Below are 24,224 nucleotides of genomic sequence, written 5' to 3'. Positions count from 1 at the left end.
TTCAAGGTTTTTTACAAAATGAATAAGATTCTTGCAAAAAAGCATTTTGGGCAGAATTTCTTGAAAGATGAGAGTGTTCTAACACAGATAATCCAATCCATTCCCAAACTACAAAACACCCTTGAAGTTATCGAAATTGGGGCTGGCTTAGGTGATCTAACAAATAAGCTTTTAAGCTTAGGAAGTATCACTACTTATGAGGTCGATAAGGAGTTGGTTCCTTATTTAAAGGAACGTTTCAAACAAGCATTAAGCGTGAGGGCTTTACAATTAGAAGTGGGTGATATATTACAAATATGGGAGAAAGAGAATTTAAGAGAAAAACCTTATTTTCTCATCTCTAATCTCCCCTATTACATCGCAACACCACTTATAATAAAAGCGATAAAAGATTCTATGTGCCGAGGGTTTTTAGTAATGGCACAAAAGGAGGTTGCATTAAAGTTTTGTGCAGATACAGGCGAAAGTGATTTTAGTGCATTATCCGTTTTGGCTAGAAGTATAGGGGAAGCAAAATTACTTTTTGATGTTTCTCCACAATCTTTTAATCCGCCCCCTAAAGTTACTTCTTCAGTGTTTTTACTCACAAAAACAAAATATGAAGAAAAAGACTTTTTGGAAAAATTAGAAAAATTATTAAAAATAGCCTTTAATATGCCACGAAAAACGCTTTTTAATAATCTTGCAAAAAGCTATGAAAAGGCAAAGATTCTAGAATGCTTGCAAAAGCTTGGTATTGGCATTAATAAAAGACCTCACGAGATTGATACTTTCTTTTATCACCAACTTTTGAAATTCCTATAAAGGCAGAACTATGGAAGAAAATAAACTAGAAACACAAAAAGGAAATAATGCTTCAAAAGACTACAAAGAGCAAAACAAAAAATACTTCAAACCCCGCCCAAAAGAAAAGAAAAACGATGGTATTCCAAACCAAAAAGGGCGATACAATAAAAAAGGAGATGGGCAAAACCCCAATAATGATAAATCCAAACCCTACAATAAAAATTACAACAACAAAGATACGCAACAATCCAATGTGGATTTGAAAAAAAATGTTGAAATTAATGCAAAGATTCACCAAAGCTCTTTATCTATACACTCACAAGTGCAGTTTAATCCTAATGGAAAAATAAGAATCACTCCACTAGGAGGATTAGGTGAGATTGGTGCAAATATGACAGTGCTTGAGACACAAAATTCGGCTATAATCATTGATGCAGGAATGAGCTTTCCTGATAATAACATGCACGGTGTAGATATTTTAGTGCCAGATTTTAGTTATTTAGAAGCCATTAAAGACAAAATTGTTGGCATCATCATTACTCACGCCCATGAAGACCATATTGGTGCAATGCCTTATTTGTTTAAAAAATACCAATTTCCCATCTATGGGACTTCTTTACCCTTAGGACTTATTGGATCTAAGTTTGATGAACATGGCTTAAAGCGATTCCGCTCCCTCTTTAGACCTATTGAGAAACGTAAGCCCATCAAAATAGGAGAATTTGAAATTGAATGGATTCATATTACCCATTCTATTGTAGATTCTAGTGCATTAGCTATTAAAACAGAGGCTGGACTAATCTTTCACACCGGAGATTTCAAGATTGATCACACGCCTATTGATGGCTATCCCACAGATTTAAATCGAATCGCTTATTATGGAGAACAAGGGGTATTATTGCTACTTAGCGATTCTACTAATTCCCACAAAGCAGGCTATACACCTAGTGAAGCAAGCGTAGGACCAGCTTTTGATTTACTTTTTTCGCGTGCCAAAGGACGCGTTATTATGAGCACTTTTAGCTCTAATATTCATCGTGTCTATCAAGCCATTCAACACGGAATCAAATATGGAAGAAAGGTTTCTGTTATAGGTCGCTCTATGGAGAAAAACCTAGAAATTGCTAGAACATTAGGCTATATTGAAATCCCACAAAATGTTTTTATAGAAGCCCACGAAGTAGCCAAATACCCCGATGAAGAGGTATTAATCGTTACCACAGGTAGCCAAGGAGAAACAATGAGTGCGCTCTATCGTATGGCAACAGATGAACATCGGCATATTAAAATCAAACCCACAGATATTATTATCCTTTCAGCCAAGGCTATTCCGGGCAATGAAGGTTCAATTTCTAATGTCTTAAATTTCCTTAACAAAGCAGGAGCAAAAGTTTATTATCAAGATTTTGGAGAAATCCATACTAGCGGACACGCTGCACAAGAAGAACAAAAGCTTATGCTTAGACTTGTAAAACCTAAGTTTTTCTTGCCCGTCCATGGGGAATACAACCATATCCTAAAGCATAAAGAAACCGCTATTTCTTGTGGTGTTAATGAAAAAAATATTTATCTTATGGAAGATGGCGACCAAATAGAAGTTGCACATAATTACTTACGCAAAGTGCGTAGTGTAAAAACAGGAAAAACCTATATTGATAACCAAATTAGTGCGATAGTTACTAATGATGTTGTCCTAGATCGACAAAATCTTGCAGAAAATGGTATTCTCGTAGTAACTGCACAAATTGATAAGGCAAAAAACTCTCTTATCCAAAGACCTCGTATCTACTCTATGGGGATTATCTCTAATAAAGACACGATGAATTTTAATAAAGAAATTGAAGATTTCTTTGAGCTTTTTGTAAAAAATTGTAAAAAAGAACTTTATAGCAACCAAAAAGCTATGGAAAATGAAATCCGTAATTCTTTAAGAAAAATACTCTTTAAGAAACTAAAACGTTATCCCTCAATCCTTGTTAATGTTATTTTCTATTAGAATCCAAAGTGGATTCTAAGGTTTTTCTATCAAAACACTTTACATAGAGAAATCTAATTTGAGAGAAAAATAAAAATAGTTAGAAATAATCTTGGTATCACACAAGATGAGCTGACAAAGTATAGTGAAATCTATGCAAAACATAAAAAACTTGAAACAAGAAAAACAAACCCCACAAATAATACTTTGCAGAAATTTGCTACTGCCCTAAAAGTTGATAGCGATTATTTCCTCTCCCAATTAAGAAAAATCTATTCATCAATCTAAAACTCCATCCTAAACCTTAAACGATGATATTATCCCCGCCCTTTTTTATTAAAACATTTAGGCTTATCTCTTTTAAGGATTTACCTATTATTAGATAGGAGATTCTATATCCACACTACCGCAAGATTTTATTCTTAAAGCCATTGTCCCCTAATTAATAATTTTGCAATTAGCTAGAATACTTCCTAAATGCCTCATTATCCTAAGAAATCTATCTCTAAAACCAAAAACTCTCGACTCAATCCTTAAAGAATCGTCCCTGAATTGTGACAATTTTTATGGGTAGTTTAAACCCTCTTTAATACAATTAAAGTTACTTTTTAGATGGGATTTTTAAAAAATTTCCTTAATTTTCTATTTCAATCTAATGTACAAAACAAATTACCATTTTATCTAAATTCCAAACTACTCACTCTATAAATTTTACATTTTGAAATAAAATATCCTTTTATAGCATTTTAGAACCCAACCCACTAGAGATTCCTCATAATACAAAGAATGTCGCATTAAATTAATTGCATTACCCCATCCCACAAAAAAATTGATATTTATTAAATTTTCTCTAAAAGAGCACCTACAAAACTCCATACATTTTCACTCATACTAGGACTCTTAAATTATTGTAAAATTTTTATTAGCATAATTCTTTTGTGTCATTAATGAAATAGGCAGATATAGGATTTTGTGTAAGAAAAAGGATATTGGTAAAATCCAAGCAAAGCTTGAATCTTGATTATCGTTTTGAAAATTGTGGGCTTCTTCTTGCCTTTCTTTTTCCATATTTTTTACGCTCAACAACCCTTGAATCCCTTGTTAATAGACCCTTTGGCTTAAGAATGGCTCTAAAATTCACATCATAAGCTACAAGTGCCTTAGCAATTCCGTGCCTTAAGGCTTCTGCTTGTGCAGAATATCCACTCCCCATTGCTACAGCAATAATATCAACACTTTTTTCTTGTTTAGTTAAAAGCAGGGGTTGCATAACTTTCATTTTAATAGCTTCGTGTCCTCCCAACCAATTATTAAGACTCGTCTGATTAATACTTAATTTTCCACTCCCTGAAGTTAGCCATACTTTAGCAATTGCTGTTTTTCTCTTTCCTGTTGCATAAATTTTTGCCATTATTTGTCCTTACTTTGATACTTGTGCACTATGGGGATGATTGCCATCACAATATACTTTTAATTTCTTAATCATTGTTCTACCTAATTTTGTTTTAGGAAGCATTCCTCTAACCGCTAATTTATAAAGCTTTTCTGGATGTTTTTCTAGCATTTCCTTAAGCGTTTTAGATTTTGTACTTCCAAAATAGCCTGAATGTGTGAAATATTCTTTATCTTCAAGTTTTACTCCACTAAATTTAGCCTTAGGTGCATTAATAATAACAACAAAATCTCCACAATCTATATTTGGGGTATAACAAGGCTTATGCTTACCTCTTAAAAGTGTCGCAACCTCTGCAACAAGCCGACCAAATATTTTACCCTCTGCATCAAGAACGATCCAATCGCGTTTGATTTCGTTGGCTTTTGCCATTTTGGTAATATTCATTATTTACCCTTTGTTTGGATTTAGTTTTAAAGCGAGGATTATAACAAACTTGTCTTATTTATAACTTAATTTAAGTTTATTTTAAATACTTTAAAAAAGCTTATATACTATACTAGCAATAGTCAAAAACCCCGTGATAAAAATAAAAATATCTAAAAGAGGATTCTTATATTTCTTAAGTTTACTAACACTCCAAATCGCAATAATTGGCATAATCAATAAAATTGCTGCGATAATAGGACCCCCTAAATCCTCAATAAAACCTAAAATGCTTGGATTAATAAAACTTACAATGATGATAGTGATATACATAAAAAGTGTGCTAAAAATCTTGATACTCCCTATAGAAATATCTTTAAACCCAAATATTTTAAGCCCTTTCCGCACAATTCCATTTAATCCCTCATAAGCACCAAAATAATGCCCAAAAAATGAAGAAACAATTGCCAAAAAAGCAACAAGTGGGGCACCATAAGCGATAATGGGTGTTTCAAACTTATTAGCAAAATAAGAAAGAATAGGAATATTCGCCTCTCTTGCTGCTTGAAAATCATTAGGCTCTAAACATAAAATGCAGGAAAAAACAAAAAACATTACAAAAACCAACAACATTATAGAGGTTCTAAAAAGAATCTGATTAGCCTTATTTTCAGAATCTTTACCATACTTACGACGAACACTTAGCGTAAAGGTAGAAATAGCAGGAGAGTGGTTAAAAGCAAAAACAAGCACAGGTAAAGTAAGCCATACAACCTCAACAAACTCCTTAATACTTGGAGAAGTTTGAATAATCTCTAGCTTCCAATAAGGGATTAAATATAACGAAAAGGCGAACAACACAAAACAAAGAGGATATACAAGGATATTGCAAACTTTAGTTACCCATTCTTCTTTTAAAACCATAACGCTCATCATTAAACTTACCAATACAAAGGCTAAAACCATTCTAACGCTTGGATAAAGGTTTAAAGTTTCTGTATCATAAAAACTAGTTAATTGCATCTGATGCACGAAAAAACTTGCAAAGGTATTAGTAATACCAACGCCATAGGCTAAACAAATAGGATAAATCGCAAAAAAATACAAAATGGTAATAAAAAAGCCTACTCCCCTTCCCCAATATTCTTCAGCAGCGTGAGTAATATCATGCTCTGTGCTTTTAGATTCATTAACAAAGCGGCTTAAGGCTCTATGGGATAACCACACCATAGGAAAAATTAATAAAGTCATAACCACTACAGGCCAAAACCCACCTGTTCCAGCTCTAATGGGTAAAAACAAAATCCCAGCTCCTACTGCTGTGCCAAAGAGTGAGAGCATCCAACGCGTATCAAATTTATTCCATTGCATAAGAATTCCTTTCTTTTAAAGTTTCAAACATTAACTAAAGAATTTTTAATTGTCAATGTATGGATAGGATTCTAAAAACTTAAACTTTGCATTTTAGTCCGAACTCATACTTGCTTACCCCCATAAATCAAGCTTATTCATAAAAATAAATTAAAATATGCTTTTCTATATTTTCTATCATCACCTAGATTCATTCTTAAGGCATATGTTGATTAGTTTAAAGCACCACAAATTAAGATAAATGCAAAGAGAGGGCAAAAGTGCATAATTTATTCTTTGATTTAATGTTGAAAAATGTTGCTAAATTACGACATTACCAATAAAGAAAACTTTGAAAACTCATAGAATATTTTTGTGATGCTCCCTCTTGTGTTCCCAAAATATCCACCCAATAAATCTCACTCCCCAAAGTATTTTCAACCCTTGTTAGAATAGCTTTATAATGATAAACCCTATCAAAACGCATAGAAAATTCTGCAAAATTGGACTTAGAGAAAGCAATTTGCTGATTTTGAAGTTTTTCTTTTAAAACATTCCTAAAACTCTGCATGTGCAACACTAGCCAAACTTGACTTTGGCTTTCTTGCAAAATACTTTGGATTAAAGCAGTCTTTTTAAGACTTAAGAAAAATATCATTCCACCCACCACAATAAGCAAAACAAAAGAAAACAAAATATAACCCCTCCTCAAAAACTCTCCTCTAAAATAATATGGCTTTTACAAAGTAAATCTTTAGGCTCTTTACAAAGTGTGAGTTTAAATCCAAATTCTACCCTCTCTAGCTCCATACTCTCTATAAAATCATCTAAAAGGTAGGATTTATCAGAGAATAAAAAGAGTTGATTATCCTTTAAAACAATTTTTTTATGAGCCCTCTTAGAATCTAGGAGATAAACCTTTGAAAAGAATGTTTGGGAAGCATTATTTATTAAAAATTCTGGTATTTGTGTAATGATTTCATAGGCATTTTGGGACAATATTTTTGCTCTAAATTTAGGAGTATAGTAATCTCTAGGACTATTATTAGGGCATAAAAACAATAATTCAAAGGGCTGTGAATAAAGAGTGCATAAGGCATTAAGACGCTCCTGAAATTGTTGATTAAGCGGTAAAACTGCAAGCTCTAAAGTATTACTCATTGTAGCCCTAGCAATAAGAGAGCTAAAACAAGGCAAAGAATAATCCCCAAGATTCACCCATTGATTGCTTTTTTCTAAAAACTCTAGAGTATTATCCTGCAAGAAAATACTTTCAAAAACAGCTTTTTGAAGAATCTTTTGTATCTGTGCCATAGTATTAAGTAAAGAAATTTCTAACAAATACTTTTGCTCGCTACTTTGATAATCTGCATAAATAGCTAAAATACTCTTTCCACTTATTCCTGCTATTATTCCAACAATTAAAGCAGTAATTAATACCTCAACAAGGCTAAAGGCTTTAAATTTTTTCATTGGACATTAATAAGAGGGAGGGATTTATTGGCAGATAAATGATAAACACACTGCTTTTTAAGGGTATCACAAATAGGTATTTTTAAAGATTGAGCTTTAGAAGATTCTTCTTGCAATAAAACCTTAGCAAAAAAGATAAAGCTAAAACTAACCATACTTAAAGCCATCAATAACTCTATAAGAGAAAATGCCCTAAAAGAATTTGGTGCAAATTTCATTAAAATGCTTTCATCTGTAAGGGTAACTCCCAAAGGGGCAAAAATATCCCCAAAGCAAGCCATAATACAAGCAGTCCTAAAAATACAATCATCACAGGTTCTAAAGCAGCCATTAAAGATTCGCTTCTGGTTTGTAATTCCTCTTTATGAAGTTCTAATATAACTTCTAAGGCTTCTAAAAACCCCTCCTCATCTTTAGCACTATGGATTAATCCTAAAGTCAATCTATCCCAAATGCCGCTTTTCTCAAAACTCTCTGCTATACAAACCCCCTTTAAGATATATCCATAAATATCTTCTACCCTAAGCCTCAAATAAGTATTTTCAATACCTTTTGAAGAGATTTTTAAAACCTGCTCTAAAGGAATTTTACTCCGATAAAGCCAATAAAAACTTAGCAAAAATTGACTCATTGTATAATGATAAATAACCCTTCCTAAAAGAGGGAAAGATAAAGCGAGTTTAGAAAACTTCTCTTGAAGCAAAATAGAATGCTTATAAAACCAAATCCCAATAAGACTTATTAAGCAAATCCCAAAAACAATCCCCATTCCCCATTGCATAATTAAAGAGTGCATAAATAATAAACTTCTACTCACTAAAGGCAAATGTGCTTGAAAATCTAAAAACAAAGATTCAAATTGTGGGAGGACAAAAATCGTAATCCCCAAGAACACCAACACCATAACCATACTAACAAACAAGGGATAGAATAAGATTTTTTTAAAAAGCTTTTGGTTTTTTTGACGATTTTTTAGCCCTAAAATAATAAACTCTAAAGCCTCAATAAGTTTTCCACTTTTATGCCCTATTTCAATCATCGAACAAATAAAATCTTCAAAGCCTGCTTCTAAAAAACAAAGCGGTAATGTTTTACCCTTTTGTAGCCCAAAAAGGACTTTTTTAAATTTTAGCCTTAAAAGAGGATTATGGATTTGCAAAATAGTATCCTCTAACACAGATAATAAGGGTATCTTTGCACTTAAGCCCAATTTTAATTGATAAAATACACTAATAAGCTCCCTAAGTTTAGGAGGATTAAGAATCATTATGTCCTCTAAAAAGCTCCCTTTAGGCAAAATCTCTAAAACAAAAACCTTCTCTTTTTGCAATCTTGCATAAAGGGATTTTTCATCCATAGCATAAAATCTTTGTGTATAGATTCTCCCCTCTTTTTTAAAACGTACCAAAAAACACATTATTTAACAACCCGATAAACTTCTTTTAAATCGGTAATTCCAAGCTCTACCTTTTTTAATCCTTGCTGATAAAGACTAAAATCTAAATCCCTCTGCCTTAACAACTCCAAAGCCCTCTGCTTATCTATCCTCTGATAAATAAAATCCTCTAAAACCTTATCCATCTCTAAAACCTCCGCAATAACTTCTCTCCCATTATATCCGGTGTTATTACAAATTACACAACCTCGTGAAACAAAAGAATTATCCTCTAAAACCTTGCACACACAAAGCTTTCTTATAAGTCTTTGAGCAATAATTCCACTTAGTGATTGAGCAATAAAATAAGGCTCTAACCCCATATCCAACAAACGCACTATCGTATCTAAAGAATCATTAGTATGCAAAGTCGCAAAAACTAAATGCCCTGTAAAAGCTGCTTGAATGGCTATTTGTAAAGTTTCTCTATCCCGCACCTCCCCTAGAATTATCACATCAGGATCTTGCCGCAAAACATTTTTTAAAATATTAACAAAAGACATTTTTTGCCCAACTACCACTTGAGCAATCCTATGAAGCCGATATTCCACAGGATCTTCTAGGGTGATTATTTTTAGATTCTTATCTTTAATAATATTTAAAATCCCATACATTGTCGTGCTTTTACCACTCCCAGTAGGACCTGTTATAAAAACTAATCCATAAGGAAGTGAAAAAAGTCGCTTAATTTTCTCCATTTGTAGAGGTAAAAAACCTAAATCCTCTAAGGGGAAAAACGTCTTTTGCTTATCTAAGATTCTCAAAACTATGGACTCTCCCTCAATTAAGGGCAAAACAGAAACCCTAAAGTCTAACACTCTTTTAGAATTTTCTTTTAATAATTCTAAAGAGAATCTCCCATCTTGAGGTATCGTAGTCTCTGTGATATTAAGATTAGCTAATAATTTTAAAGAAGAGCTAAGGGGAGCAAAAACCCATCCTTGAAAACTAAATCGCTCTATTAAAACACCATCAATGCGAAAACAAATGCGACAATTCTCAAAATCTTTTTGAAAATGTATATCACTAGCCCTCTTAGATACTCCCTCTTGTAAAATTAATGTAACTAACTCTAAAATACTAGAATTTTTGCCCTCTGAAACCTTTTGAATCTCATCAAAAATTTGGGACAAAAGCCTTTTTAATCGCTCCTCTAACTTTAACCACAATAAGGCTTTATTAAAATCCTCCCTACTAATTCTCCCAAACTCTAAAGTTTTTGCATTAAAATGCTTTTTAAAGAAATCGTGATATTTAAATTCATCAGCGTTTTTTAATCCAACAAATAATTTCTCATCATCATTTTTAACAATTATTGCTTGAAAATACTCTATTTGCTCTGTATTTAACAGCAAAGCCGCTTCTGCTTCAATATCCCCTAAACAAAAAGTTTTCACTAAATTTTATTCCCTTTTTGCATTTTCTCTAAAAGCATAGCAAGGTTTTCATCATAATAATGCACTAAAAACCGCTCTAAAATAGAAATAGCCTCCTCTTTATTGCCCTCTAAATACACACTTTTTATAAAAATCTCCCAACTTTTTATATTTTTAGGATCTGCTTGGTTGATTTGCAAGGCTAGGGTTTTTGCCCGCTTATAATCTGCATTTGCTAAAGATTCTTGAGCCTCATAGAGCATAGTGGGTTTTTGTATGCTACTAAAAGAAAATTTCTTAAGATTCTTAGTCTCTGTTTTAAAAGCCATTTTAGATTCTTCTTGGATTAAGTCTTTATGCTCTATTATTGGGCTTAATTGTAAATACTTCAACGATACCCAACCTAATTTTGTTTCTAAAAAACCATTTTGAATAGAAAAATACTCACAAATAACATCATTACTATAAAGTTTCCCATCAATATTTGCGTGCATATTAGGAGACTCTCTTATATTTAAAGTCTGTGCTGCTACATACAAACAAGGCTTAAAAGGCTTTTTATCAAAAAATACTCCTAAGAGCATAACACAACCACATACTACACAAATAAATGCTAGTTTTAACATTGCTATTCCTCTATAAGTTTATAACCTAAAGATTCTAAACTAAACACCCAATCTTCATTAATGATTTTTGGCTCTATAATAAAAACAATCTCTTCGGTATTTTGAATATCTTGAGAATAAGAAAAGAAGGTTTTGAGAAGAGGAATATCTCCTAAGAGGGGAATCTTATTTTCTTTTTTAGAAATATTTTGCGAAATGAGTCCCCCTAAAATAATCTTTTGGTTATTTTTAACCCTTACAATAGAAGAGAGTTGATTAGTCGTTAAATTAGGTGGGGTTTCAAAAGCATTACTTGGCAACTCTAACTTATTCTCCCTTGTTTTAGTAATAGAGGGGTTAATTTTAAGCATAATCTCATCACCAAAAACCAAAGGCGTAACATCAAGTAAAACCCCAGCAAAAATGGTTGGGTATTCATTACCTACATTAGTAAGGGTTGTTTGTGCGTTAATATTTTGGTAAATAGAGCTTTTTTTATAACGTAAAATATCCCCTACACTAATCATAGCAGGCTGATTGTTAAGCGTTAGAATCTTTGGGTTAGAGATAGATTGAACTTTGCCATAAGTCTTTAAAAATTCAATAATCCGCTCTAAGCTTAACCCTTGTGAAAAAATATTTATCCCATAAGAAACCAAATCCTTACCACTCCCGCCAACTACATTCAATCCGCTAACATTCCCAACCTCTCCGCTTCCTCCAAAATTAGGATTTTGAGTAAATGAAGGTATTACGAAGTTTTGCAAATTATATAATTCATTCCAATTAATCCCTGTTGTATTATTATGATTATGGGAGATACTTAGAATATTCACATCAATTAAAACTTGCTTTTGTAGCCTTTGGTGCAAACTCTGAATATAAGATTCAACTTTTTGCAAACTCTCTTTATCTGCCCTAACACTAATTAATCCAGCCCCTCTATTAACAATCACACTAGAATCTTTTTGTGTTTTATTTAAAAGCGATAAAATCTCCTCTTCAATCATATCCCAAAAATTAAAACCATCTTCACTGCTAATATCAATACCAGACTTACTCAAACCCTGTGCCATAGAATCCTTATAGGCATTTGCATAATTTTCATCATTATTAATAAACACTGAAGTGCTACTAGAACCTTGTCTATTAGTGCCAACATAGTTAATTTTAAAGGTTTTTATTTTTTCTATTTGCAAGGTTAAAAGATTATTTTCATATGTATAATGTAAATTTGCCACACCAAATAATAAATCAAAAACAAAATCTAAGTTTTTTTGCTTAAAATTTATTAATGGCAAAAGCTTATCAAGGCTTTTTTGCGTTTGTAAATCCTTATAAATAACACTAAAATAACATTCTTTAGCAAATTCATTTAAAACTTCGATAATTTTAACACTTGCATCTTCTAAGGAGAGATTAAATAAACGATTTTCACAATTTCCATAGACAATGCTACAAAAACATATAATCCACAAAAATCGCATACTACTCCTCCAAAAACCTCTTTTTCATCAAACAAATTTTCTTTTCGCCCAAAATAACGCAATCTCCTTCAATCTTTTTAATGGATAATCCCTCAAAAGCATCTTTTACTTGATACCATTTTCCATTAAGATTTATTTTTTCATCCATAATTCCTAACAATTTAATAAAATCCCTATCCTCATAAAAAAAGGGATCATAAGAAAAAAACTCTTCACTCAAAACTTGCAACGCAATAAGCAAAAAAGCATATCTCCTCAAAACTCTTCCTTAACATCTAAAAGCTCTATTTGCATAATAAAATCTAAATTATTAGCATTAGGATAAATAGAAAAATCTATGATTTTTAAAGCTTTAAAAAAACTTTCCATTTTAAAAAGAAACCCAAAAACATTTTTAAAAGTTCCACTCCCCTCTAAAAATATTTGTTTCTCTTGTGCTAAAATAAACCTCTCTAAAGCAAATTCTTGAGCAAATAACTTAAATTGTGTAATAACACTAGAATTTGTTTGGATGAGAAACTTTTGTTTCTCTTGTGCGGATAAAGTTACCTCTAAATCCGCAATAGTTTGTTCTAATTGGTGAATATTATTTTCTTCAACAACTTTTAAAAACTCCTTTTGTAATTGGGATAAATAACTTTGAAGCTCTTTAGATTGTGTTTTTTGATAATACCAAGAAGATTCCGCCCTTTGTAACAACCCCCACAAAGGAAGCATAGCAAAGGCAAAAAAACAAAAGCAAAAAAGTAAAATCCTCTCCCTAAGAGTTCTTTGCTTAATCCATATCTCTAATAGCTCTAAAAACCCTACCAACTCTTAAGCCTCACAAAATAAAAAGACGAAATAGGCTCTAAGGCTTCTAAAACTCCTAACCCCTTTTGCTCTAAAAACTCAATAAACTCTAAAGTATATTCTCCCATAAGCAGCATCTCATAAGTATCTTGAGAATAATGAAAATAAGCAATTTTAATATTATTTTTCTCTAAAGATTCACGAGCTTTTGTAAAAAATACCATAAGAGATTGTTTAGGCATAAACTTCTGCAAATAGGTTTCATTAAACGCTATTTTTTCTTGAAGCTCAAAATATTTCTCGCTCAATGCTTTAAAATCCTTTTCATTCCCACTATATCTTTGGTATTCTAATTGTTGTAATTGGATTTGTTTTTTTAAATCTTCATTGTGTCTTTTCTCTAAGAGCGTCAAAAACTCTAAAGCCAAAGGATAACCCATTCCCAAAAACATTCCCACAGCACTCACTAAAACTAGTTTTCCTATATTTTGTCTCCAAAAGGGAGTGCTCTCTTTAGTCGTAATAAAGTTTAACACTTTAGGGTGATTTAATAAATTTAGCTCCTGTGTATAAACATCAACCAATCCAATCTCTCTATTAATATACCCTTTTAAACCCTGTCTTAGATTATCACTTCCACACCAAAGATAAAAATCCTTGGTTATTTCTTGCTCTATCTTATCAAGCGATTCCATAATTTTTTTATGCTCTAAAATATCTAAAAAAACAATAGATTCTTGATAATAAACAATAATGCCAAACTCTAAGGGATTAATACAATCTGCAAGAATAAAAACATTAAAGTCTTTATCATTGGGTAAAAAAGCTTGGGTTAAAAAAATAGGATTAGTTAAAAATGTAGTTTCTTTAGTAATATATTGAGTAAAATTATCTACACAAGCCACAATACAATGGAATAAATTAGGACTTAAGGCATTATTAAAGCTTAAAAAATACTCACGATCTCGCTTTAAACCAAAAATTAAACAAATCTGCTCTTCCAAACTATCACGCAAACACTCTTTATTCAGTCTTTGTTCATTCATCTCTAGTGAATAAAAAGTAATTTCTTTTAAGGGCAAATAAGCAACCACAAAGCTCCCTAAATCTCATTTAAAAATTTAATATGCCCTAATTCTATCGCAATTAGCAGGGATAAAAAAATATTTACTTTATTTTAATGATAAAAAATCTCAAAAATGTTACTTTTTATCTTGTTATACGCTATTAAATCCTAGCCAACCAATAAGGGATATTCTCCTTTTCTGAAAACACATCTGTGCTGCCTCCGTGTCCGGGAAAAACAGGCATATTTTCTTCAAAGTTCAAAAAAGATTCTAAACTCTTTTTCATCACCTCTGAAGAAGAATAAGGAAAATCACTACGACCAATAGAACGATAAAAAATAAAATCCCCGCTAAACATTATTTTCTCCTCTGCCTCTTTATGGGATAGGATAATCACACTACAACCCGGAGTATGTCCGGGATAGCAAATAAACTCTATAGAAAAATTATTAAAGCTATAGCAGTTTTTACGATTAAGATTTTGGATATTTGCCATCTTTTCTTCTATTTTTTCTCCCTCTTTTGCACCCACTAAAATATCCGGCGTTGATGAGGGCAATCCCGTGCTAAAACAATCACTTTTAAGCATAAAAGCATCTTCAAAGGGGCAAAGAAGAGGAATTTGTGCAAAATATTCTTTTAAAGCAGCATTACTCCAAGTATGATCAAAATGTCCGTGCGTATTTAAAATCGCTAATGGCTTTTTAACATTTTGCAACACCCAATTTATAGCATTAATCCCCGCATCAATAATCAAAGATTCTTGAGTATTTTTATCAAAGACTACATAACAATTTGTCTGATACTCCCCAAAAGGTTGCATTAAGACTTTAAAAGCATTATTTTCAAAAACATTCATAAAAGTTCCTTAAGTTTTTCGTAAATCTTAGCATAAAGGCGATAAAATAAAAACAAAAACAAGGATTGCAATGCAACCCCATTATCGTTTTTACCCTTCTACGGAGGATTTTAGAGATGCCTTTAGTAGAGATAGGGATAGGATTATTCATAGCTCTTATTTTAGGAGATTAGAATACAAAACACAGGTCTTTTTAAACTCTAGTGGGGATTATTTTCGCACCCGCTTAACCCACTCCCTAGAGGTTAGCCAAATTGCTAGAACCCTCTCTTGCCATTTAGGGCTTAACCAAAATTTAGCAGAAGCCATTGCTTTAGCCCACGACTTAGGGCATACACCCTTTGGACACGCAGGAGGAGATGAACTTGATAAAGTCTTAAAAGCTGATGGATATAGTTGTGGATTTGAGCATAACTTTCAATCTTTTAGGGTGGTTACAAACCTAGAAAAACGTTACCAAAACTTTAATGGACTAAACCTTTGTTTTGCAACCTTAGAGGGCATACTCAAGCATTCTTATCCTTATGAAAAACCCTTTTTAAGTGATTATTATAAAGAAACTTTTAAGCTAAACTTCCACCCAAGCCTAGAAGCTATTATTGTAGATTTATCCGATGAAATCGCTTATATTAGCCACGATATTGATGATGGAATTAAATACCACCTTATTGATTTTGACACCCTAGCAGAAAGCACTCTTGTAAAAAGCTGCATAGAATATGTGCAAAAGGAGGAAAAAATTTCTTTTAAAGAATCTATTTTTCGCCACCGCTTCACTTCAAGACTTATTACCTTGCTTGTGTATGATTTGTTAGAGCATAATCCATCTTTTAAACAAACAACTCCACAATGCTTTGTTTATCCGTCCCACAGCCCTTTACCTATAACCCATACAAAAAGCATACAAAAAGAGATAAAGATTCTTAAAAAAATTCTTTTTAAACATCTTTACCGCCACGAAGAGATTTATAAAAAAATGTTTATGGGAAAACTTTGCATTAAAAAGCTCTATGAATGCTTAAGTAATGATACCGCCCTATTGCCTAAAGATTTACAACTTAAAATAGAGCAAGGAGCAAAAACCCATAGAATATGTGCAGATTATATCGCCTCAATGACGGATAGATATGCCATAGCCCTTTATAAAGAATTGGGTTTTTAGCAATTCTATTAAATACTATAATAAACCGCTAAAGCAGTGATAACAAATCCTAAAATAACGGCAATCAAAGAACCTTTTCTATCTTTTTTGCAAAATGCGGTCATAAAAAGACCAGAGAGATACAAAATAACCAAGGCTATAGAAAATCCAACCGCTAAAATATCAAAATAATATTTCCCAGCAGACTTATGTAATAATAACAACACTCCATACAAATTTCTATTGATACTTCGCAAAATATACCCACCATCTTTGTCTTTACTAAGTATTACTTGATGCTTTAAAGTTCCCATAATTATAGAATTCCTTGCTAAACGCACTTCTGTTTTTTTGGGTATTTTTAAACCATTAGCCTCTAATGTCGCTAACATAACAGCTCTCTCTTCTCCTTTTGGTATATCTTGAAATACTTTGATTTCTGAAATTTCTGCTCCAGCATTTTGACGAATATCAAAAATATATAAAGATCCCGTAATGGCATAAATAAGTGCCATAGGTATAAAAAACAAACTAACATATAGATGGATTTGCATCCAAGTTTTATTTTTAATTAATCGCATAAAAAACCCTAAAAATCCATTTTATAATTAATCCAAAAATTCCTACGTTCTGTATAATCTTGGTAAGAATTGGCATAAGCAATTCCATTCCTTCCAGATTTATATTCATAAGGGAGAAAAAAGTTTTTATCTAAGAGGTTATTAACCACCACACTAATGCTAGAATTTTTTGTCATTTTGTAACTCATTCCTAAATCTACAACCCAAAAATCCTTATATTTATCCATTCCAGGTATTGCTCTCCGACCACCACCTTTAGAAATAGCAATAGTATCTAAACGTGCCGTAGTTTTTAAAAAACTATTAAATTTTCCTTGTTTATAGTTTAATTTAAGCATTGCAATATGTTTAGGGATATTCTCTACCCTATCCCCTCCTAAGGCATTTTTTACACCATCTTGGTATTTTTTCATCGTATAAGTGTAATTTGCCGTAGCACTAAACCCTCTATAAGTAGCACTATTTAACCCAACCTCTAAGCCCCTTACTTGATTCTTGCCCCTATTAATGCGGTAACTACAATCTGATCCATTATTACTACAAACAATCCCATTAGGTAAAGTAGTTCCATCGGTATAGGTATCAGAAGATAGTTCATCTTTAAAGTTTGTTTGGAATGCTGTAATATTTGCATTTCCATAATTGAAAATATCAAAAATCATTCCTACTTCATAGTTAAGACTAGATTCTGGCTTTAAGTTAGGATTCCCATAAGCTCCTGCACTAAATTCAGAGTTGCTCAAATGTTTCGCTTCAGGTGTTTTATATCCCTTAGCAATACCTGCTTTAAGAGTTACCCAATCTGTAATATTATAAACCAAATAACCCCTAGGAATATATTCCCCACTAAATAAATTGCTCTGTGTATAGCGCAATCCCCCTGTTAAAATGAGATTATCCGTTACAAAATATTCTGCTTCCATATAAGGAGATATAGTATTTTGGTCTTGATTCTTGCCTTTAAGCACTCCTGCATTATCGGCAAAGGTTTTAAAGTTTTCATACAAATACTGCACTCCCATACTTAAAGTCGTTCCACCAAAACTTGCTAACTCAAGAGGAACAACCGCCCTGCTTTCTGCAACATACACTTGACTTTCTACTCTTGCACCTTGGGTTGTAACATTGGTTTGATAATTTTTAGAAGAGCTTCCTTTTTCTTTGGTTAAATTTGCTTGCAAATAAGTATTGGTTGTGCCAAATCCATAAGAGCCATCGTGATTAAGGACTATTCCATTTCTATAAAATTTTCTATGCGAAGAAATAAGTGCTCCAGAAGTGTTATTAGTATCTGTCTTTTGTGTATAATGCTCCACATCAAGATAAAGGTTATTTTGTGGGTTTAAGCTCCAATTTAACCTTCCTCCGATATTGCCTATATTAAAAGCTCCGGGAGAATGACTAGCATAGATAGAATTTGGATTGTTAGGATTAGTCAATGTAGGCCATTTTAATTCAGTTTTTTCCCTACTTTTTAGAGAACCTCTTAAGGATAAGGATAAACTTTCAGATAAAGGAAACGCCATATATCCACTGACTCCGCGCATATGACCATAAACATTATAATGTTGTTGGGCTTGAGTTTCTAATGAGATTGAACCTGTGAATTGGCTAGGATTCTTTTTAGTAATGATATTAATCACACCACCTACCGCATCACCACCATAGAGTGTGGAAGCTGGACCCTTAATCACTTCAATCCTCTCAATCATAGAAATAGGAGGGAGGTAGGCATTATCTGCCTCCCCGAAACCATTATTTTGAAATCCTCTTACAGTATTAGTTCTTTTGCCATCAATAAGCACTAAAACATAAGTTGAGCCATAGCCTCGAATATTAAAAGTATAAGTCCCAAGTTTTGTCATTGTAACATCTACTCCTGGGACATCTCTAATGGCATCTGCTATATCCCTAATGGGTCGGGATTGCAGCTCTTCTTTTGTAACCACAGAAATACTTGCTGGAGCGTCTTTTAAATCTTGAGAAAAACCACTAGCACTTACAACTGAAGAATCTAACCTGTAAGTTTCTGCGGCATTTAAGCTACAAATGGCCCCCCCCCCGACTAATAACGCTATACTAAAATTTAAAAATTTTTTCATTAATTACCCCTTTAAAAATCTAACGATGATTCTATGTGGAAATGTAACAAAACAATTCTTTAACTTTTATTAATACTAAGAATAACTATTATTTAAATAAATAATCTAAATAAATTTATAGAAGTATTATTAACAAACTATGATTTTTTTTAAAAAAAAAGGGGGGGGGATTAACACAAGCACCAAAGCGGTGCTAAAGTTTAGGCAAGCTGGGCTTTTAACATCCAAATTGCTTTTTCTAAAGTTGCAATTTTTTCATCTGCTAAGGCAGTTGTTGCTTTGTCATTTGTGCTTCCTGCGGCATCTGATAATTCTTTAAAAGATTTTAAAAAATATTCATAATCTGGGAGAATAGCTTTTACAATAGTTTTGGAATCAAAACTTGTTTTACTCTCTTCTTTAATCTTACTATGAGAAAGCATATCTTTAATTGTTACATAAGGTTTCTCCCCAATTTGTAAAATCCTCTCTGCCATATCATCCATCAAATCTGCCATATCATCATACATACCTTCTAATGCTGTATGCACAGGATGAAAATCCATTCCTTTTACATTCCAGTGATAATTATGCAATTTGATATAAAAAACTGCAGAATCTGCTTGAATTTGTTTAAGTATTGGAACAACTTTACTCATATAAACTCCTTATTAAAATTTCGTTTTATTATATCACTTTTACGAATAAAAGCTAATGAAATTATATTTAAATAATTATTAAAAGAAAATTATTATTATTTAATAATTATTAAACTTTATTTTGTGATTTTATCCACCTGTTTTGTAAAACGCACGCATTGAAGTTTGATTTTCATTCCAATCATTTTTTTCTGGTTTATTTTCTATACAAAGCTTCAAGCTTTTTAATATCTCTTGACTATCCCCATACAACATTGCTTCTTTAATATCAATAGCATTTTCGTGATAAAGACAGGGTATTAATTTACCTTCACTACTTAAGCGAATCCTATTACAAGTTTTGCAAAAGTCATCATTATGAGGAGCGATAATTCCAAAAATATAGGATTCTTGTGCTTGTGTAATCTCAAAGAGTGTAGCAGGTCCAAAAATATCTTGTTGTAATAGTTTAAAAGTGTATTTTTTCTCAATTTTCTCTAAAATCTCTCTTGCCTTTAATCCTTTTGTATCATTTTTAGCGTGAGCATTTTCCATAAATTCAATAAAACGGACACCAACACATAAATGCATTCCATATTCTAAAATATCCAAAACCTCATCGTCATTAATGTTTTTTAAAGGAACCATATTCAGTTTTATCAAAAACCCTTCCTTTTTAGCAGCCTCAATGCCTTGTAGAATTTTTTCTAATCCATTTCTTTTAGAGATACATTGAATCGTCTCTTTCTTTAGAGAATCTAAAGAAATATTAATACGTTTTAATCCTGCTTCCTTTAGAGGCTTTGCAAGAGGAGCTAAAAGATAAGCATTAGTTGTTAGGGCAATATCAATATCTGGATTTAATTGATAAATTTGTGCGATAAAATCTACAATACCTTTTCTGAGGAGTGGTTCTCCTCCAGTAATTCGTATTTTTTTCACTCCTTCATTAATAGCAACTTTAATAAAACTTAATACGCCCTCTAAAGGCACATCCTCTTCTTCACTTCCTATATTCATAGGAATATTTGGCATACAATAAACACAACGAAAATTACAACGTTGTGTAACACTAATGCGTATATAATCAATAGTGCGTCCAAAGCTATCTACTAACAATAAAACTCCTAAAATTTTATTGCAAATCATAGTCTTAAGAATATTAAAAAAAGCTATAATTTGCTAAAACTTTAAAGGACAATTTTGCTAACTTGTATTATTTTATCTGGTGGAAAAAGCTCAAGAATGGGTATATTAAAGCAAAATTTGGATTTCTTTGGAGAGAGTCTGGCGAATTTTCAAGCTAAAAACTTTTGTCAAATTTTTAAAGATTTATATTTCTCTAGCAAAACCCCTATCAGTAATGATTATAATATCCCAACCATTTTAGATAATGAAAATACTTTTGCACCCATTTTTGGGCTAAAAAGTGTCTTAGAAACCTTGCAACAAAATATTTTTGTTATCTCTATAGATACACCTTTTTTACAGAAAAATTCTGTTTTAAAAATTATAAAATCTTTTCAACAACACCAAAACGCGACCTTTGCAAAAAATGCAAAGATTCATCCACTTATTGGAATCTATCCCAAAGATTCCTTATCCCTTATTAACTCCCAAATTCAAAAGGGCAACTATAAGCTAATGGACTTATTAAAAAATATGGGATCTTTAGAATTTATTAAAATAAGCAATCAAGAAAGTAGCAATTTAAATTACCCAAAAGACTACCAACAAGCAATTAAGGACATAATAAATGGCAGATGAACAAGAAAAAACCGAAGCCCCCTCTGCACGTAAAATTCAAAAAGCAAGAGAAGAGGGTAATGTCTTAAAAAGCCCAGATGTTAATGCCTTTTTAGGGTTAGTCGTAGGGCTTATATTAGTTTTTTTATGTTTTAACTTTTGGATTAAAGGCGTTGGTAATATCTTTGAAAATGTTTATAGCTATTTTAACGAAGATTTTTCACGCAATAACGCTATGTCTTTAGCTATCTCATTAGCCTTTCAAATGTTATTATTGCTTGCACCAATTTTTACCTCTTTAATGATCGCTGGAATAGTAGCAAATATCTTCCAAAGCGGGTTTTTACTAACAACAAAAGCCATCCAACCAAAGTTACAAAAACTCAATTTTATCTCTGGACTTAAAAATCTTATTTCTATGAAAAAACTCCTAGATGGTTTTTTAATTACTTTTAAAGTCCTAACCGCTTTTGTTATTGCTTTTTTTGTATTTTTAAGTTTTATAAAAGAGCTTACCACTATCTCACTTTTTCCTGTTGGGGAACAAATGATTTGGTTTAAAGATAAAGCCCTTATTCTTATTGCGATTTTATTAACTTTTTTCTTAATTATGGCGACTTTAGACTATTTTCTTAAACGTTATCAATATTATAAATCCCTAAGAATGACTAAACAAGAAGTTAAAGATGAATTTAAAAACCAAGAAGGGGATCAACAAATCAAAGGAAAGATTCGCTCTTTAATGTTTCAAGCTGCTAAAAAACGGATGATGCAAAATATTCCAAATGCTGATGTTGTAGTAACTAACCCCACACATTATGCAGTAGCCTTACGTTATAATAATACTAAAGAAAAAGCACCTAGAGTGCTTGCTAAAGGGATAGATTTCTTAGCCCAAAAGATTAAAGAAATTGCCAAAGAACACGAAATACCCATTATAGAAAATCCTCCCCTAGCAAGGGCACTTTATAAAGATGTAGATATTGATAAAGAGATTCCCCAATCCCTTTATCAAGCAATGGTTGAAGTTTTAATTAAAGTGCGTAAAATCAATGATGAAAAGAAAAAATAAAATTATTTTTCTAATAAAACATTAATTTTAAAAATTAAGTCTTCTAAACTTTTAATATTTCGCGACATAATCATATACTTACCATTAACGATAAAACTAGGAACACCTTGAATACTAGCATATGCCATAGCTTCTGGCATAGCTTGTAATATTTCTTTAGCCTCTTTAGAGTTTAAAAGTTGTTGAAATTCTTGTTGATTAACATTTATTAAAGGGTAAGAATCTTCTAAAAATAATTGTGCATTTTTCCAATTTTTTCTCTCTTTGTGGATAGCATTAAAATAATAATTTAAAACTTTTTTATAAAGAGCATTAGGAGATTTTGTATCAGTATTATTATGTTTATCTTTCAATAAAGCTACAACAACAATATCAGAAAATTCTTTGTGGAATCTACTTGCTGTGGTTAAATGATAAGGTAAAAATTTCGTATCTTGTGGGAGCATTTCTAAAATCATTGGTAACAATCCATTATAATAGGCACAATGAGGACAACCAACATTAAAAAGCTCTATAACGCTATTTTGAGAATCTTTTAAAGGTTTATCTAAAATAATATAATCTACCCCTAATGTCAAATTATTAGCAAAGGATTGCATAGTTAGCAAACAAAAAAATAATACGACAAATTTTAAAACTTTCATTTTATCTCCTCCATAAAATCTTTAAAAATAAATTGATGGTTTTGTGGAATTGTATCAAAAATTGCTAAAGCAAGTTTTCTAATTTCCCAAAGTGCACTTTTAGAACTCCGCAAACTTAAAAAATTCTGCAAACTTCTAGCATTAATGCTCCAAGTAAGCTCTGTTTTATAAGATTCTGGCATTGCAAATTTTGCTAAATCATTACTAATATTTTGCAATAAAAGATTCCGCAAATTTTCTAAGGCAAAAACAGATGCCTCATTGACTAAAGCATTAGAAGTAAAAACTAAAAATTTCTCTGCTCTTTTTAGATTATTCGAATCAATAGGCAAAAAACTTGCTTCATTTTTTAATTCTTTTAAAGTATAACGACTACTTTTTACGCTTAAAGAAGCAATTCTATGTCTTGCTAATTCTTGTAAAGTTGCCCTTGAAATACCTTGTATATAAAAAGTATAGTAAAGATGTTCTAAAGTAGAAGCATGTTTAAATTTATTCCCTACTCTATCAATAAGCTCTTTATCCTTTTCTCCACCATTATCTCCTCTTTCAAAGCTTTGCCAACAAGTTCTAATGGCGTGCGAACAAATAGAAAGTTCATTACAATTTAGAAGTGTAATTTGCATCAAAATTCCTTTTTTCAAACTTTAGTCTTTGTGCGTGAGTAATAGCAATAGCAATAGCATCAGTAATATCTAAAGGCTTAATTTCAGATTTAATGCCTAAAAATTTTTTTACCATAAAAGCAACCTGTTCTTTCTTAGCTTTTCCATTTCCTGTTAGAGATTTTTTAATCTGTAAAGGAGTATATTCAGCAAAATTCCCTAATTCTTGCAAAATTTTTAAACTCAAGGCTCCTCTAAATTGGGCAAGTTTTATAACAGTCTTTGGATTATACGCATAAAAAATATCTTCAATCGCTACAGAATGGATTTTATGATTTTTTAAAACCAAATCAATACCTTCTACAAATTCTAAAATTTGGTATTGTAATATTCTTTGTTTAATTTTAATCAAACCTGCTTCAAGAAGTTTTAGAGAGCCTTTATCTAAGGCTAAAATGGCATAACCACAATTTCTACTTCCAGGATCAATGCCTAAGATATTCAAAACTTCCCTTTATCTTAGATAGTTTCATTTTTATTAAGGATAAAATGATTTAAGAAAATATCCTTTATAAAAGTTTTAGAATAATACCATAAGACTTTTAATAACTCTTCGTTACAATTATAAAATTATTTTAGTATTTTTCATTAGTTTTTCACATTTTATTCACAGATGTGAAATAAAAGGATAT

Annotated in this window: 26 protein-coding genes; 5 read left to right on the top strand and 21 right to left on the bottom strand. The window is 31.7% G+C overall.

Features of this window, described 5'->3' with window-relative positions; all coding sequences use genetic code 11:
• Positions 1 to 18: 18 nt before the first annotated feature.
• Positions 19 to 804: a 16S rRNA (adenine(1518)-N(6)/adenine(1519)-N(6))-dimethyltransferase RsmA gene (gene rsmA, locus CDV25_RS06985; RefSeq protein WP_108911338.1), complete on the top strand. Its 786-nt coding sequence runs from the start codon at positions 19 to 21 to the stop codon at positions 802 to 804.
• A gap of 10 nt (positions 805 to 814) precedes the next feature.
• A complete protein-coding gene (locus CDV25_RS06980; protein ID WP_108911337.1) occupies positions 815 to 2,782 on the top strand; it encodes a ribonuclease J in 1,968 nt (655 codons plus the stop codon).
• A gap of 1,000 nt (positions 2,783 to 3,782) precedes the next feature.
• Here the strand turns inward: CDV25_RS06980 and rpsI are convergent.
• From rpsI to CDV25_RS06910, 14 genes are all read right to left on the bottom strand, one after another.
• The gene (gene rpsI, locus CDV25_RS06975; RefSeq protein ID WP_108911336.1) at positions 3,783 to 4,172 is read right to left on the bottom strand and encodes a 30S ribosomal protein S9; all 390 of its coding nucleotides are present in this window, start codon (positions 4,170 to 4,172) and stop codon (positions 3,783 to 3,785) included.
• 9 nt (positions 4,173 to 4,181) lie between these two features.
• Positions 4,182 to 4,601: a 50S ribosomal protein L13 gene (rplM, locus tag CDV25_RS06970; protein WP_034553650.1), complete on the bottom strand. Its 420-nt coding sequence runs from the start codon at positions 4,599 to 4,601 to the stop codon at positions 4,182 to 4,184.
• A gap of 90 nt (positions 4,602 to 4,691) precedes the next feature.
• Positions 4,692 to 5,951, bottom strand: a complete 1,260-nt coding sequence (locus CDV25_RS06965; RefSeq protein ID WP_108911335.1) for an SLC5/6 family protein — start codon at positions 5,949 to 5,951, stop codon at positions 4,692 to 4,694.
• A gap of 313 nt (positions 5,952 to 6,264) precedes the next feature.
• Positions 6,265 to 6,624, bottom strand: a complete 360-nt coding sequence (locus CDV25_RS06960) for a hypothetical protein (protein ID WP_138155076.1) — start codon at positions 6,622 to 6,624, stop codon at positions 6,265 to 6,267.
• A 14-nt stretch (positions 6,625 to 6,638) separates the two neighbouring features.
• Positions 6,639 to 7,403, bottom strand: coding sequence for a PulJ/GspJ family protein (locus tag CDV25_RS06955; protein WP_108911334.1), 765 nt, complete (start codon positions 7,401 to 7,403; stop codon positions 6,639 to 6,641).
• Positions 7,400 to 7,621, bottom strand: coding sequence for a hypothetical protein (locus tag CDV25_RS06950; RefSeq protein ID WP_108911333.1), 222 nt, complete (start codon positions 7,619 to 7,621; stop codon positions 7,400 to 7,402). Before CDV25_RS06950 ends, CDV25_RS06955 begins: the two co-directional genes overlap by 4 nt.
• The gene (locus CDV25_RS06945; protein WP_239056341.1) at positions 7,621 to 8,820 is read right to left on the bottom strand and encodes a type II secretion system F family protein; all 1,200 of its coding nucleotides are present in this window, start codon (positions 8,818 to 8,820) and stop codon (positions 7,621 to 7,623) included. The genes CDV25_RS06950 and CDV25_RS06945 overlap by 1 nt, the downstream gene beginning before the upstream one ends.
• On the bottom strand, positions 8,820 to 10,235 hold the full coding sequence (locus tag CDV25_RS06940; RefSeq protein ID WP_239056340.1) for a GspE/PulE family protein: 1,416 nt from the start codon (positions 10,233 to 10,235) through the stop codon (positions 8,820 to 8,822). The genes CDV25_RS06945 and CDV25_RS06940 overlap by 1 nt, the downstream gene beginning before the upstream one ends.
• On the bottom strand, positions 10,235 to 10,840 hold the full coding sequence (locus CDV25_RS06935; protein WP_034553643.1) for a tetratricopeptide repeat protein: 606 nt from the start codon (positions 10,838 to 10,840) through the stop codon (positions 10,235 to 10,237). Before CDV25_RS06935 ends, CDV25_RS06940 begins: the two co-directional genes overlap by 1 nt.
• A 2-nt stretch (positions 10,841 to 10,842) precedes the next feature.
• The gene (gene mshL / locus CDV25_RS06930; RefSeq protein WP_034553642.1) at positions 10,843 to 12,306 is read right to left on the bottom strand and encodes a pilus (MSHA type) biogenesis protein MshL; all 1,464 of its coding nucleotides are present in this window, start codon (positions 12,304 to 12,306) and stop codon (positions 10,843 to 10,845) included.
• 1 nt (position 12,307) lies between these two features.
• Positions 12,308 to 12,565, bottom strand: a complete 258-nt coding sequence (locus CDV25_RS06925; RefSeq protein ID WP_239056339.1) for a hypothetical protein — start codon at positions 12,563 to 12,565, stop codon at positions 12,308 to 12,310.
• On the bottom strand, positions 12,562 to 13,119 hold the full coding sequence (locus CDV25_RS06920; protein WP_108911331.1) for a hypothetical protein: 558 nt from the start codon (positions 13,117 to 13,119) through the stop codon (positions 12,562 to 12,564). The genes CDV25_RS06925 and CDV25_RS06920 overlap by 4 nt, the downstream gene beginning before the upstream one ends.
• Positions 13,113 to 14,192: a hypothetical protein gene (locus CDV25_RS06915; protein ID WP_108911330.1), complete on the bottom strand. Its 1,080-nt coding sequence runs from the start codon at positions 14,190 to 14,192 to the stop codon at positions 13,113 to 13,115. The genes CDV25_RS06920 and CDV25_RS06915 overlap by 7 nt, the downstream gene beginning before the upstream one ends.
• A gap of 133 nt (positions 14,193 to 14,325) precedes the next feature.
• Complete coding sequence (locus CDV25_RS06910; protein WP_108911329.1) at positions 14,326 to 15,024, bottom strand: MBL fold metallo-hydrolase; 699 nt, start codon at positions 15,022 to 15,024, stop codon at positions 14,326 to 14,328.
• Positions 15,025 to 15,094: 70 nt separating this feature from the next.
• Between CDV25_RS06910 and CDV25_RS06905 the strand changes: the two genes are divergently transcribed.
• Positions 15,095 to 16,186: a deoxyguanosinetriphosphate triphosphohydrolase family protein gene (locus CDV25_RS06905; RefSeq protein WP_108911328.1), complete on the top strand. Its 1,092-nt coding sequence runs from the start codon at positions 15,095 to 15,097 to the stop codon at positions 16,184 to 16,186.
• Between the two features lie 8 nt (positions 16,187 to 16,194).
• Here the strand turns inward: CDV25_RS06905 and CDV25_RS06900 are convergent, their stop codons facing one another.
• From CDV25_RS06900 to moaA, 4 genes are all read right to left on the bottom strand, one after another.
• Positions 16,195 to 16,746, bottom strand: a complete 552-nt coding sequence (locus tag CDV25_RS06900) for a hypothetical protein (protein WP_108911327.1) — start codon at positions 16,744 to 16,746, stop codon at positions 16,195 to 16,197.
• Positions 16,747 to 16,754: 8 nt separating this feature from the next.
• Complete coding sequence (locus tag CDV25_RS06895) at positions 16,755 to 18,848, bottom strand: TonB-dependent receptor domain-containing protein (RefSeq protein ID WP_108911326.1); 2,094 nt, start codon at positions 18,846 to 18,848, stop codon at positions 16,755 to 16,757.
• 200 nt (positions 18,849 to 19,048) lie between these two features.
• The gene (locus tag CDV25_RS06890) at positions 19,049 to 19,486 is read right to left on the bottom strand and encodes a Dps family protein (protein WP_108911325.1); all 438 of its coding nucleotides are present in this window, start codon (positions 19,484 to 19,486) and stop codon (positions 19,049 to 19,051) included.
• A gap of 129 nt (positions 19,487 to 19,615) precedes the next feature.
• Positions 19,616 to 20,584: a GTP 3',8-cyclase MoaA gene (moaA, locus tag CDV25_RS06885; RefSeq protein WP_108911324.1), complete on the bottom strand. Its 969-nt coding sequence runs from the start codon at positions 20,582 to 20,584 to the stop codon at positions 19,616 to 19,618.
• An 84-nt stretch (positions 20,585 to 20,668) separates the two neighbouring features.
• On the opposite strand from moaA, the gene CDV25_RS06880 reads away from it, so the two are divergent.
• The gene (locus CDV25_RS06880; protein ID WP_108911323.1) at positions 20,669 to 21,232 is read left to right on the top strand and encodes a molybdenum cofactor guanylyltransferase; all 564 of its coding nucleotides are present in this window, start codon (positions 20,669 to 20,671) and stop codon (positions 21,230 to 21,232) included.
• Entirely contained in the window at positions 21,222 to 22,283 is a 1,062-nt protein-coding gene (flhB, locus tag CDV25_RS06875) for a flagellar biosynthesis protein FlhB (protein ID WP_108911322.1), read from the top strand. Before CDV25_RS06880 ends, flhB begins: the two co-directional genes overlap by 11 nt.
• Positions 22,284 to 22,285: 2 nt before the next feature.
• Here flhB and CDV25_RS06870 read toward each other — a convergent pair whose 3' ends face one another.
• From CDV25_RS06870 to ruvC, 3 genes are read right to left on the bottom strand one after another with little or no spacing between them, the layout of a single operon-like run.
• The gene (locus CDV25_RS06870; RefSeq protein WP_108911321.1) at positions 22,286 to 22,927 is read right to left on the bottom strand and encodes a thioredoxin domain-containing protein; all 642 of its coding nucleotides are present in this window, start codon (positions 22,925 to 22,927) and stop codon (positions 22,286 to 22,288) included.
• Positions 22,924 to 23,553 (bottom strand): FAD-dependent thymidylate synthase, encoded by a 630-nt coding sequence (thyX, locus tag CDV25_RS06865; protein ID WP_108911320.1) that lies wholly within the window; start codon positions 23,551 to 23,553, stop codon positions 22,924 to 22,926. Before thyX ends, CDV25_RS06870 begins: the two co-directional genes overlap by 4 nt.
• On the bottom strand, positions 23,528 to 24,037 hold the full coding sequence (gene ruvC, locus CDV25_RS06860) for a crossover junction endodeoxyribonuclease RuvC (RefSeq protein ID WP_034553578.1): 510 nt from the start codon (positions 24,035 to 24,037) through the stop codon (positions 23,528 to 23,530). The genes thyX and ruvC overlap by 26 nt, the downstream gene beginning before the upstream one ends.
• Positions 24,038 to 24,224: the final 187 nt, after the last annotated feature.

The sequence above is a fragment of the Helicobacter apodemus genome, assembly GCF_003097575.1.
In the GTDB taxonomy this organism is placed as follows: domain Bacteria; phylum Campylobacterota; class Campylobacteria; order Campylobacterales; family Helicobacteraceae; genus Helicobacter_D; species Helicobacter_D apodemus.
This window is presented reverse-complemented; position numbering and strand designations above follow the sequence as displayed.

What these genes read in the sequence shown, in the direction of transcription:
- CDV25_RS06905 (WP_108911328.1), top strand. Translation starts at nt 15,095, where the DNA reads ATGCAACCCCATTATCGTTTTTACCCTTCTACGGAGGATTTTAGAGAT.
- CDV25_RS06910 (WP_108911329.1), bottom strand. Translation starts at nt 15,024, where the DNA reads ATGAATGTTTTTGAAAATAATGCTTTTAAAGTCTTAATGCAACCTTTT.
- thyX (WP_108911320.1), bottom strand. Translation starts at nt 23,553, where the DNA reads ATGCAAATTACACTTCTAAATTGTAATGAACTTTCTATTTGTTCGCAC.
- flhB (WP_108911322.1), top strand. Translation starts at nt 21,222, where the DNA reads ATGGCAGATGAACAAGAAAAAACCGAAGCCCCCTCTGCACGTAAAATT.
- CDV25_RS06935 (WP_034553643.1), bottom strand. Translation starts at nt 10,840, where the DNA reads ATGTTAAAACTAGCATTTATTTGTGTAGTATGTGGTTGTGTTATGCTC.
- CDV25_RS06900 (WP_108911327.1), bottom strand. Translation starts at nt 16,746, where the DNA reads ATGCGATTAATTAAAAATAAAACTTGGATGCAAATCCATCTATATGTT.
- rpsI (WP_108911336.1), bottom strand. Translation starts at nt 4,172, where the DNA reads ATGGCAAAAATTTATGCAACAGGAAAGAGAAAAACAGCAATTGCTAAA.
- mshL (WP_034553642.1), bottom strand. Translation starts at nt 12,306, where the DNA reads ATGCGATTTTTGTGGATTATATGTTTTTGTAGCATTGTCTATGGAAAT.
- CDV25_RS06965 (WP_108911335.1), bottom strand. Translation starts at nt 5,951, where the DNA reads ATGCAATGGAATAAATTTGATACGCGTTGGATGCTCTCACTCTTTGGC.
- rsmA (WP_108911338.1), top strand. Translation starts at nt 19, where the DNA reads ATGAATAAGATTCTTGCAAAAAAGCATTTTGGGCAGAATTTCTTGAAA.
- CDV25_RS06955 (WP_108911334.1), bottom strand. Translation starts at nt 7,403, where the DNA reads ATGAAAAAATTTAAAGCCTTTAGCCTTGTTGAGGTATTAATTACTGCT.
- CDV25_RS06950 (WP_108911333.1), bottom strand. Translation starts at nt 7,621, where the DNA reads ATGAAATTTGCACCAAATTCTTTTAGGGCATTTTCTCTTATAGAGTTA.
- CDV25_RS06870 (WP_108911321.1), bottom strand. Translation starts at nt 22,927, where the DNA reads ATGAAAGTTTTAAAATTTGTCGTATTATTTTTTTGTTTGCTAACTATG.
- CDV25_RS06890 (WP_108911325.1), bottom strand. Translation starts at nt 19,486, where the DNA reads ATGAGTAAAGTTGTTCCAATACTTAAACAAATTCAAGCAGATTCTGCA.
- CDV25_RS06945 (WP_239056341.1), bottom strand. Translation starts at nt 8,820, where the DNA reads ATGTGTTTTTTGGTACGTTTTAAAAAAGAGGGGAGAATCTATACACAA.
- CDV25_RS06895 (WP_108911326.1), bottom strand. Translation starts at nt 18,848, where the DNA reads ATGAAAAAATTTTTAAATTTTAGTATAGCGTTATTAGTCGGGGGGGGG.
- rplM (WP_034553650.1), bottom strand. Translation starts at nt 4,601, where the DNA reads ATGAATATTACCAAAATGGCAAAAGCCAACGAAATCAAACGCGATTGG.
- CDV25_RS06980 (WP_108911337.1), top strand. Translation starts at nt 815, where the DNA reads ATGGAAGAAAATAAACTAGAAACACAAAAAGGAAATAATGCTTCAAAA.